This window comes from Kitasatospora sp. NPDC058406 (assembly GCF_042722765.1).
In the GTDB taxonomy this organism is placed as follows: Bacteria; Actinomycetota; Actinomycetes; order Streptomycetales; family Streptomycetaceae; genus Kitasatospora.
Window position 1 is genome coordinate 17,532 of the sequence record NZ_JBHXKE010000036.1, and the last position, 11,780, is coordinate 29,311.

Consider the following 11,780-nt stretch of genomic DNA (forward strand, 5'->3'; position numbering starts at 1 on the left):
GCCGTGGAGGCACAGCGCGAGATCACCGCGGCCGCGCCCACGCCGCTGACGAGGGCGCTCGACACCGTCCGGAAGCTGCGGGCGCAGCTCGACGCCGCGAACGGCACCGGCCCGCTGGCCGTCGTCGGGATCGGCCTGCGGCTCCCGGGCGGCATCGCCGACCTGGACGGGTACTGGAGCGCGCTGGCGGAGGGCCGCGACCTGGTGCGTCCGCTGCCCGAAGGGCGGCGCGGGCCGTTCGCCGCCGAGTGGGAGCGGCTGCCCCACGTGGGCGGTTTCCTGGACGAGGTCATGGACTTCGACGCGGAGTTCTTCGGGATGAGCGCCGAGGAGGCCCGCGGGGTCGACCCGCAGCAGCGGCTGCTGCTGGAGGTCGCCTGGGAGGCCCTGGAGAACGCCGCGCTCCCCCCGGACCGGCTGGACGCCGCCCGGACCGGGCTGTTCGTCGGCATCACCGGTCAGGAGTACTGGGACTGGAACCGGGGCGAGCCGGACACCCACTGGGCCGCCGGCAACGGCCACTGCTTCACGGTGGGCCGGCTGGCGTACGCACTGGGGCTGGCCGGTCCGGCGGTCACGGTGGACACCGCCTGCTCCTCGTCCCTGGTCTCGGTCCACCTGGCGCGGCAGGCGCTGGCCCGCCGGGAGTGTGACGTGGCGCTGGCCGGCGGGGTGAACCTGGTGCTCTCGCCGCGCGCGACCCGGCTGCACCGGCTGGCGGGCACGCTGTCCCCGGACGGGCGGTGCAGCCCCTTCGACGCCCGGGCGAACGGCTTCACCCGGGGCGAGGGCTGCGGCGTGCTGGTCCTGAAGCGGCTGGAGGACGCGCGGCGCGACGGTGACCGGGTGCACGCCGTGATCCACGGTTCGGCGGTGAACCAGACCGGCCGTTCGACGGGCTTCACCGCTCCCAACGTGCTGTCGGAGGCCGCGCTGATCGGGACGGCGCTGGCGGACGCCGGGCTCGCCCCCGCCGACATCGGCCTGGTGGAGGCGCACGGCACCGGCACCCCGCTCGGGGACACCATCGAGATGGAGGCGATCGCCGCCGCGCTGGGCCGCCGCAACGGCGGGGCCGAGCTGGTGGTCGGTTCGGTCAAGGCGAACCTGGGCCACCCGGAGTCCGCCGCCGGGGTCGTCGCGCTGGTCAAGGCGGTGCTGTGCCTGCAACGGCGCGCGGTGCCGCCGCTGGTGCACTTCGCCACGCTGAACCCGCTGATCGACCTCGACGGCACCGGCATCACCCTGCCGACCGCGCTGCGGCCGTGGCCGGAGCGCGGTGGCCGCCACGCCGCGGTCAGTGCCTTCGGGATGGGCGGGACCAACGCCCATGTCGTCCTCGGCGCGGCCGAGGACACGGCCGGGAACACGGCTGGGGGCAAGGCCGGGAGCGCAGGCGGGAACGCGGGCGGCGGCCCGGCCGGTGCTGCGGTCGCGGCGGTGCCGGTCCGGGGCTTCGTGGTCTCGGCGCGGACGCCGGAGGCGGTGCGCGCCCTGGCGGCCGGGTTCCACCGGAGCCTCGCGGCGCTGCCGGACGACGGCCACTACCCGGCGTTCGCGTACACGGTGGGTGCCGGTCGTGCACGGCACCGCTGGCAGGCGCGGGTCACCGCACCCGACCGGGCGTCCGCGCTGCGGGCGCTCCACGGGCTCGCCGAGGGCGGGTCGCCGCCCGGCGTGGTCCTCGCCGAGCGGGACCCGGGCCGGGACGACGCGGACGGCGCGGACGACGGCTCCCGGGCCCTGCCCCGGGCCGTCGTCGACCTCCCGAACTACCCCTGGCAGCGGCGGCGTCACGCACCCGAGCCGGCGGACGGGCCCCTACCGGTCACCGGGCCGGTCCCCGCCGGGTCCGCCGTCGGCGGGGCCGCCGCAGGGGCGACGGCCACCGACCCGGCGACCGCCCCGGCGGCCGGGCGGGAGCGGCCGGCCGGCCCTCCCCTCGTCACCCTGGAGTGGGCACGGCGGGACGACGACGCCGGCGCGCCGCCCGCCGGCCCGCCCGGCCGGTGGCTGCTGTTCGCCGACGGCACGGGGGTCGGCGAGGCGCTGCGCGCCGAGATCACCGCCCGCGGCGGCAGCTGCGTGACCGTCACCCCCGGGCCGCACCACCACCTGGTGGACCCGCTCCACCACGAGATCGACCCGCTGCGCCCGGAGGATCTCACCGCGCTGCTGAAGGAGGTGCGCGCCGCCGGGGACGAGCCCTTGACCGGGCTGGTGTACGCCTGGGGCCTGGACACCGCCGGCGGCCCGCCCCCGGGCGGCCCCGGAACGTTCCCGCCGTCGGAGGAACAGGAGGGCGTCGCCCTCCCGGCCCTGCGGCTGATCGAGGAGTTCGCCCGTGACGGCCTGCCGGGCGGCCCGCGCGTCGCGCTGCTGACCCGGGGAGCCCAGCGGGTGGTCGAGGGTGACCCGGCTCCCGCGCCCGCCCGGGCGCTGCTGACGGGACCGGCCGTGGCGTCCGCCGCCGCGCTCGGCGGCCTCCGCCCCGTCGTCGTCGACCTCGACCCGGAGCCGACCCGGGACGACGCCGCCCGGCTGCTCGACCTGCTGATCCGCCCCGGTGACGAGCCGTGGACCGCCCTGCGCGGCCCGGCCCGCCACTCCCCCGTCCCGGTCCCGCACGTCACCCCGGACGGAACCGAAGCGGCGTGGCCGCGGCGGCCGTTCGACCCTCGGCGCGATCCCAACCACCGGATCCTGGCCGTGCGGCCCGGCATCCTGGAGAGCCTGACGCCGACCCGGTGGGAACGGGCCGCGCCGGGGCCGGGCCAGGTCGAGATCGAGGTCACGGCGGCCGGGCTCAACTTCAGCGACGTCCTCAAGGCGATGGGCGCCTACCCGGGCGCCACCGGGACGGTCCCGCTGGGTGTCGAGTGCGCCGGCCGGATCAGCGCGGTGGGCGAGGGCGTCGACCGCTTGCGGGTCGGCGACCCGGTGATGGCGGTGGTCCCGTCCGCGCTCGCGGCGTACACCACCACCGAGGCGCACCTGGTGGCGCCGCGACCGGCGGCGCTCGACGACGAGCAGGCGGCAGCCACCCCGGTCGCCTTCCTGACCGCCGTGTACGGGCTCTGCCACCTGGCCCGGCTGCGGGCGGGCGAGAAGGTGCTGATCCACTCGGCGTCCGGGGGCGTGGGCCTGGCCGCGCTGGCGGTGGCCCGCCGGTGCGGCGCCGAGGTCCTCGCCACGGCCGGGACCGAGGAGAAGCGGCGGTTCCTGCGCGACCTGGGCGTGGCGCGGGTGATGGACTCCCGGTCACTGGCCTTCGCCGACGAGATCACCGGGTTCACCGACGGCCGCGGCGTCGACGTGGTGCTCAACTCGCTGACCGGCGAGGCACTGCGGCGCAGCCTGGCCCTGCTGGCGCCGGGCGGGAGGTTCGTGGAGCTCGGCAAGCGCGACATCCACGACGACAGTCCGGTCGGCCTCGGCTTCCTCAAGCGGAACCGCTCGCTGTTCGCCGTCGACCTGGAGCACACCTTCCACGAGCAGCCGGCGCTGCTCGCCGAGCTGTTCGACGAGGTGGTGCGGGGCTTCGACAGCGGGCAGTTCGAGCCGCTCCCGGTCACGGTCCACCCGTTCTCCGAGGCCCGGGAGGTCTTCGCCCGGATGGCCCGGGCCCGGCACACCGGGAAGCTGGTGCTCCGGCCGGACGAGGCACCGGAGATCGCGGTGCCCCCGGCCCGGACCGTCCGGGCGGAGGCGTCGTACCTGGTCACCGGTGGGGCGTCGGCCGCGGCCCTGGAGGCCGCCCGGCAGCTCGCCGACCGGGGTGCCCGCCGCATCGTGCTGGTCGGGGCGCCCTCCCCCGGCGGGGACGGCGAGCCGGACGCCCGGGCCTCGGCCGGTGCCGCGGGGGCGGCCGGGGTGCTGGCCGAACTGCGGTCCCGGGGCGTCGAGATCGCACGGCCGGTCGTGGACCTGTCCCGCGCCGAGGAGGTGGCCGACCTCCTGGCCGGGCTGGACGCCTCGGGGCCGCCGCTGGCCGGTGTCGTCCACACCGGGGACGCCCCGGACGACGGCACGGACGACGGCACGGACGACGGCGGTGCGGACGGCACGGCGGACGGCACGGCGGACGGCTCGCACGACGGCGCGGTGCCGGCGGCCGAGGCGCTCCTGCGCTCCACCGCGGCCCGGGCCGCCGGCGCGTGGCAGCTCCATCTGGCCACCGCCGCCAGGGAACTGGACTTCTTCGTGCTGTGCTCCCCCACCGCCCCGCCCGGCCGGGAGGCCGCGGTCGGCGCCTTCCTGGACGCCCTGGCCGCACACCGCCGGGCCCTCGGACTGCCCGCCCTGAGTGTCGACCGCGAGGGCGTCGCCGCCCTCGGCCGGCTGCTGGGCAGCCGGGCCGTGGTGGCCCGGGTCCGGCCCAACGGCGACGCACCGGCCCCGGACGACGCCGACGCGATCCGCCGGCAGCTGCTGGCGGTCGAGCCGGGCCGGCGCCGCCGGGCCCTGCTGGCCGGGCACTGCCGGGACGTCGCCGCCCGGGTGCTCGGGGAACAGGGGGCCGCCCCGGACGCCGCCGCGATCGACGGCACGGCGCCGCTGGCCGGCCTCGGCTTCGACTCGCTGCGCACCCTGGAGCTGCGCTCGCGGCTGGAGCTCTCGCTCGGGGTCGCGCTGCCGTCGACGCTCGGCTGGCAGTACCCCACGCTCGACGCGCTGGTGCCCTTCCTCGCCGAGCGGATGGGCATCGCGCTGGAGGCCGCCGTGGCGGCACCGCCACCGGTCCGGGAGCCCGGGAACACCCCGGCCGCCACGACGGGGCCCCGTCCGGGTCCGGACCCGGCGCTCGATCTCGACGAGCTCTCGGAGCGCGAGCTCGAAGCGCTCCTCCTCGCCAGGACCGAGCAGTTCGACGCCAGTGCCGATCCGATCGAGCGGGGGCAGGGACGATGACCACACGGGACGAGACCGACCGGGACGGGACCACGCGGGACGGCGGGTCCGCGTCGATGACGGCGATGAAACGCGCCTATCTGACGATGGAGCGGATGCAGCACCGGATCGACGCCTACGAGCAGGCCCGGTCCGAGCCGATCGCCGTCGTGGGCGTGGGCTGCCGGTTCCCCGGCGGGGTGACCGACACCGATGCGTACTGGGAGCTGCTGAGCGGCGGCACCGACGCGATCGGCGAGGTGCCGGCCGACCGCTGGGACGTGGACGCGTTCTACGACCCGGAGCCGCGCCGCCCTGGGCGGACCAGTACCCGCTGGGGCGGCTTCCTGGACCGCATCGACCGCTTCGACCACGAGTTCTTCGGCATCTCCCGGCGCGAGGCGGTGTCCATGGACCCGCAGCAGCGGCTGGTGCTGGAGGTCGCCTGGGAGGCCCTGGAGGACGCCGGGCAGGCCCCGCACGCGCTGGCCGGCAGCCGGACCGGGGTCTTCCTGGGGATCTGCAGCAACGACTACGCCGGCCTGCTCTTCCGGGAGCCGGAGGACATCACGGCCCACGCCAGCACGGGCATCGCGCACAGCATCGCCAGCGGCCGCCTGTCCTACCTGCTGGACCTGCGCGGGCCGAGCGTCTCGGTGGACACCGCCTGCTCGTCGTCGCTGGTCGCCGTGCACCAGGCGTGCCAGAACCTGCGGCTCGGCGAGTGCGACCTGGCGATCAGCGGCGGGGTGAACGCGGTGCTGTCGCCCGAGGCGGCCATCTCCTTCTCGCAGTTCCCCGAGATGCTGGCCGACGACGGCCGCTGCAAGACCTTCGACGCGGCCGCGAACGGCTTCGTCCGCAGCGAGGGCTGCGGCGTGGTGGTGCTCAAGCGGCTGTCGGACGCGCTGCGGGACGAGGACCGGGTGCTCGCGGTGATCCGCGGCTCCGCGGTCAACCAGGACGGACGCAGCTCGGGCCTGACCGCGCCCAACGGAGCCGCGCAGCGCGACCTGTTCCGCCGCGCGCTGGCGGCCGGCGGGGTCGATCCGCAGCGGCTCGGCTACATCGAGACGCACGGCGCCGGCACCAAGCTGGGCGACCCGATCGAGGTGGCGGCGCTGGCCGAGGTCTACGGCCGCACGGAGGGCGCGCCGCTCTACCTGGGCGCGGTGAAGACCAACCTCGGCCACCTGGAGGCGGCGGCCGGGATCGCCGGGCTGATCAAGGCCGCGCTCTGCCTCGACCGCGGCCTGATCCCGCCCAACCTGCACTTCAACGAGCTCAACCCGCACATCTCCTTCGACGGGACCACCTTCGCCGTGCCGACCGGCCTCACCCCGTGGCCGACCGGGGAGGGGACGCCGCGGCTGGCGGGCGTGAGCAGCTTCGGGTTCAGCGGCACCAACGCGCACCTGATCCTGGAACAGGCCCCGGAGCGCCCGGCGCCCGGACCTGACCGGCGGCGCCCCCTCTCGCTGCTGGCCCTGTCCGCGAAGAGCGGGAGCTCCCTGCTCAAGCTGGCCCGGCGCTACCAGGACCGGCTGGCGACGGCGGAGCCGGAGGCTGCGGCCGACCTGTGCTTCTCCGCCAACACCGGGCGCTCGCACTTCCCGCACCGGCTCGCCGCCGTCGGGGCCTCGCCCCGGGAGATCGCGGACCGGCTCGCGGACTTCGTGCGGGACGACCCCGCGGAGGGTCTGGTGCCGGGCCCGGCCGGGGGCGCCGGCGCCGCGACCGGTGACACGGTCTTCCTCTTCACCGGCCAGGGCCCACAACGGGCCGGCATGGCACGGCAGTTGTACGAGACCCAGCCGTCCTTCCGGCGGACCCTCGACCGCTGTGACGAGATCCTGCGGGACGTCCTGCCGGTGCCGTTGCTCTCCGTCCTCCACCCCGAGCGGCCCGGGCCGCCCGCCGAGTCCGACCTGATCAACACCATGGAGTACGCCCAGCCCGGCCTCTTCGCCGTGGAGTACGCCCTGGCGGAGCTCTGGCGCTCGTGGGGGGTGGAGCCGGCCGCCGTCATCGGCCACAGCCTCGGCGAGTACACCGCCGCCTGCTTCGCGGGCGCGATGTCCCTGGAGGACGGCCTGCGGCTGGTCGCCGAGCGCGGCCGGCTGCTCCAGCGGCTCGCCGGGTCGGGCGCCATGGCGGCCGTCTCCGCCCCGGTCGAGGAGGTCGCCGAGGAGCTCGCCCGGTACGACGCCGCCCTGATCTCGGTCGCCGCCGTCAACGGCCCGGCCAACACCACGGTCTCCGGCGTGCGGGAGGTGGTCGACGCGGTCTGCGGGACGTTCACCGCCCGCGGCGCGGAGGTCAAGCGGCTGCGCATCTCCACCTCGTCGCACTCCCCGCTGGTCGAACCGGTCCTGGAACCGCTGCGCAAGGCCCTGGACGAGGTCTCCTTCGGCGCGCCCCGGATCCCGCTGCTGTCCAACCTGACCGGCCGGCTGTGGCCGTGGGACGAAGCCCTGGACACCGGCTACTGGCTCCGTCACGCCCGGCAGCCGGTGCTCTTCGCCGACGGGGTCCGGGCCCTGTACGACCTGGGGTACCGCACCTTCCTGGAGATCGGTCCGGCGCCGACCCTGCTGGGCCTGGTGCGCGAGGTCCTGACCGGCGACGACGTGCGGACGCTGCCCAGCCTGCGGCCCTCGTACGACGACTGGGAGGTCCTCCTCGGCAGCCTCGGCCGGCTGTACGCCGACGGCGCCGAGGTCGACTGGGCCGGCTTCGACCGTGACTACGCCCGCTCCCGGGCGCCGTTGCCGCACTATCCCTTCGCCGCCACCCGCTGCTGGCACGAACCGGGCGGCGGGGCGCCGGTGACCGACCGCGGTGCTCCGGCCGGGGCCGGCCGGGCCCGCCCCGGCGGAGCCCGCGACAACGGTGGGGATCGCCCCGGCGGTCAGCGGCCGGGCCCCGGCCGGGGCACCGAGACACGGACCGGCGAGACACGGACCGGCGAGGAACGGCGCGTCGACGAACGGCGCGTCGAGGAACGGCCGGCCCGGCAGCCCGCGCCGCACCGGATCCCCGGCGCGCCGGGCCGGTCCGCGGCGAGCGGGCTCCCCACGGCCGAGGAACTGCTGCGGGTGCCCGCCGGGGAACGCGTCGGCACGCTGGTCGAGCGGCTGTCGTCGAGCGTGCGGACGGCCCTGGGTTCGAGGGCGGCCACCGTCGATCCCGACGCGCCGCTGTCCGGTCTCGGGCTGGACTCGCTGATGGCGGTGGAGCTCAGGAACGAGGTCCAGAGCCGACTCGGGATCAAGGTGACCGTGGCCGACTTCCTCAAGGGCGCGACCGTCCGCGGCCTGGCCGAGCAGGTGGCCGGCGAGCTGGCGGGCCGCCCGGCGGGGCAGGGGACGGCGGGCGGCGGCGAGGTGCCGACGATCCGGCGGGTGGCGCGGGCCGGGGACCGGACGGCGGAGCTGCTGGCCCTCCTGGACCAGGTGTCCGGGGACGAGGCGCCCGGAGCCCGGGCGTCCGGGGGCGGGGCGGGCGCCCCGGAGCGGGCGGAGCGGGCCGATGACTGACCTCGAACGGCGGCTGGCCGAACTCTCCCCGGCCCAGCGGGCGCGGCTCGCGGAACTGCTCGCGGACCGCCGGCTCGCGGAGGACGGAACGACCGAGGACGCCTTCCCGCTCTCGGTGTTCCAGCAGGGCATGTGGTTCCTGGAACAGGTCCGGCCGGGCAACCCGGCGTACGTCGTGCCGGGCGCGGTCCGCGTCCGCGGGGCGGTGGACGCCGAGGTCCTGCGGGACGCGCTGAACGAGGTGGTCCGGCGCCACGAGGCGCTGCGCACGGCCTTCCGGCTGCTCGACGGCCGGCCGGCCCAACTGGTCCGGCCCCGGCTCACGGTGGAGCTGCCCGAGATCGACCTGCGGCAGGACCGGCTCACCGGGACGGCGCTGGACGAGCGGATCGCCGCCGCGGCGATCGGCGAGCCGTTCGACCTGGAGACCGGGCCGCTGGTGCGGATGACGCTGCTGCGGACCGCCGACGACGAGTCGGTGCTGGTGCTGGCCCTGCACCACCTGGTCTCGGACCGCTGGTCGGTGTGGGTGCTGCTGTCCGAACTCGCAGCCCTGTACGAGGCGTTCGCCGCGGGCCGGCCCTCGCCCCTGCCGGACCTCCCGGTCCAGTACGGGGACTTCGCCGTCTGGCAGCGGGAACAGCGGGACCAGGGACGGTGGGCGGAGCAGCTGGCCTACTGGCGGGAGCGCCTGGCGGGGGCCCCGGCGGTCCTGGAGCTGCCGACGGACCGGCCCCGCCCCGCGGTCCAGGGCTTCAACGGCGGCACGCTGCCCTTCGAGCTCCCCGAACCGCTGATGCGGGAGCTGGGCCGGCTCGCCCACCGCAGCGGCGCGACCACCTACATGGCGCTGCTGGCCGTCTTCACCGTCCTGCTGTCCCGGTACGGCCGGCAGCAGGACGTGGTGGTGGGCGTGCCCATGGCCGTCCGGGACCGGCCCGAACTGGAGCCGCTGATCGGCTACTTCGTCAACACCCTGGCGATCAGGACCGACCTGGGCGGGGAACCGTCCTTCGGCGAGGTGCTCGACCGGGTCCGGACGGCCTGCCTCGGCGCCTACGAGCACCAGGAGGTGCCGTTCGAGCTGGTGGTCGGGGAGCTGAACACCTCGCGCGACCTCGGCCGGCCGCCGGTCTACCAGGTGAGCTTCGCCTACGGCCGGGAGGCGGTGCCGCAGCTCACCCTGAACGGCGCGGAGCTGGACCGCCTACCGGTCCGCAGCGAGGGCGCGCGCTTCGACCTCGAACTCCAGGCGTTCGACCGCGACGGCGGGCTCAGCGGCTGGTTCGAGTACGACCGGGACCTCTTCGACGAGGCCACCGTGGCCCGGATCGCCGCCCACTTCCGCCGTCTGGCGGAACAGGTGGTGGCGGACCCGGACCGCCCGGTCGACCGGCTGGAGCTGCTGGAGGGGGACGAACGCCGCAGGGTCCTGGAGGAGTTCAACGCCACCGCGCGGGAGTGGCCCGCCGGGAGGGGCTGGATCCACGAGGACTTCGAGGAGCAGGCGCGACGGCACCCCGGGGCGGAGGCGGTGCGCTTCGAGGGCCGCGGGCTGACCTACGGGGAACTGAACCGGCGGGCCAACCGCCTCGCCCACCGGCTGCTGCGGCTCGGGGTCGGCCGGGACGTCGTGGTGGGCGTCGGACTGGAACGGTCGCCGGAGCTGGTGGTGGCGCTGCTGGCGGTGCTCAAGGCGGGCGGCGCCTACCTGCCGCTGGACCCCGGCCTCCCGCCCGCCCGGCTGGAGCACATGGTCCGGGACGCCCGGGTCCCGGTGCTGCTCACCCGGCGCGAGGAGCTCGGGCGACTGCCCGCCGCCGAGGCCGAGGTGCTGTGCGTGGAGGAGTTCGAGGCCGCACCGGGCGGCGAGCCGGACGACGACCCGCAGGTCGCGGTGGACGGCGAGGACCTGGCCTACGTGATCTACACCTCCGGCTCCACCGGCACCCCCAAGGGCGTCATGAACGTGCACGCCGGGATCCGCAACCGGCTGCTGTGGATGCAGGACGCCTACGGGCTGGACGCCACCGACCGGGTGCTGCAGAAGACCCCGTTCTCCTTCGACGTGTCGGTGTGGGAGTTCTTCTGGCCCCTGACGACGGGCGCCACGCTCGTGGTCGCCCGCCCGGAGGGTCACCGCGACGGCGGCTACCTGGCCCGCACGATCCGGGCGGAGCGGGTGACGACGGTGCACTTCGTGCCGTCGATGCTCCAGGTCTTCCTCCAGGAGCCGGTGGAGGAGTGCACCACCCTGCGCCGGGTGGTCTGCAGCGGCGAGGCGCTGCCGCGCGACCTCCAGGACCGCTTCCTGGCCCGCTGCCGGGCCCGGTTGTACAACCTGTACGGCCCGACCGAGGCAGCCGTCGACGTGACCCACTGGACCTGCACGCCCGAGGACGGCCGCCGGCCGGTGCCGATCGGCAGGCCGATCGCCAACACCCGGGTGTACGTGCTGGACGGGTCGCTGCGGCCGGTGCCGGTCGGGGTGCCCGGGGAGCTCCACCTCGGCGGGCGGGGTCTGGCCCGCGGCTACCTGAACCGGCCCGGACTGACCGCCGAACGGTTCGTCCGGGACCCGTTCGACGCGGACCCGGGAGCCCGGCTGTACCGGACCGGGGACCTCGCCCGCTTCCGCGAGGACGGCGCGCTGGAGTTCCTGGGCCGGCTGGACCACCAGGTCAAGCTGCGCGGCTTCCGGATCGAGCCGGGCGAGATCGAGGCCGTGCTGACCGCGCACCCCGCCGTGCGCGAGGCGGTGGTGACCGCCCGCCCGCACCGGGGCGGTGACCTCCGGCTGGTGGCCCACCTCACCGCGCGGGGCCCCGGGGTGCCCGGCCCCGCGGAGCTGGCCGGCCACCTGCGGCGCCACCTGCCCGCGTACATGGTGCCCGCCGTCTTCGAGGTGCTGGACGCCCTCCCGCTCACGCCCAACGGCAAGGTGGACCGCGCGGCCCTGCCCGAGCCGAGCGGCGGCCGGCCGGAGCCGGGGGCCCGCTTCACGGCGCCCGCGGCCGGCCTGGAGCACACCCTGGCCGGACTGTGGTGCGCGGTCCTGGGGGTCGAGCGGGTCGGCGCCCACGACAACTTCTTCGACCTCGGCGGGCACTCGCTGCTGATGGCCGAGCTGCGGTCGCTGCTCGCCTCGGACGCCGGACACCGGGTCTCGATGGTCGAGCTGTTCCAGCACCCCACGGTCGCGTCGCTGGCCGCGTACCTGAGCCGACCGGAGGGTCCGGCCGCGACCCCCGGGCCCGATGCGCGCCAGCGCGCGGAGAACCGCCGGCGGGCCGACGCCCGGCGGCGACAGGCGGCCGGACGCCGCGCCCGTTCCCGAGAGCGATAGGTGAC

At 76.4% G+C, this 11,780-nt stretch carries 3 protein-coding genes; all 3 read left to right on the forward strand.

Annotated elements, in window-relative coordinates; translation table 11 throughout:
* Positions 1 to 3: 3 nt before the first annotated feature.
* From ACFWOG_RS10220 to ACFWOG_RS10230, 3 genes are read left to right on the forward strand one after another with little or no spacing between them, the layout of a single operon-like run.
* Positions 4 to 4,911 carry a beta-ketoacyl synthase N-terminal-like domain-containing protein gene (locus ACFWOG_RS10220; protein WP_380356664.1) on the forward strand — a complete coding sequence of 1,636 codons (4,908 nt, stop codon included), beginning with the start codon at positions 4 to 6 and terminating at the stop codon, positions 4,909 to 4,911.
* Positions 4,908 to 8,429 (forward strand): type I polyketide synthase, encoded by a 3,522-nt coding sequence (locus ACFWOG_RS10225; RefSeq protein ID WP_380356667.1) that lies wholly within the window; start codon positions 4,908 to 4,910, stop codon positions 8,427 to 8,429. The genes ACFWOG_RS10220 and ACFWOG_RS10225 overlap by 4 nt, the downstream gene beginning before the upstream one ends.
* The gene (locus ACFWOG_RS10230; RefSeq protein WP_380356670.1) at positions 8,422 to 11,775 is read left to right on the forward strand and encodes an amino acid adenylation domain-containing protein; all 3,354 of its coding nucleotides are present in this window, start codon (positions 8,422 to 8,424) and stop codon (positions 11,773 to 11,775) included. The genes ACFWOG_RS10225 and ACFWOG_RS10230 overlap by 8 nt, the downstream gene beginning before the upstream one ends.
* Positions 11,776 to 11,780: the final 5 nt, after the last annotated feature.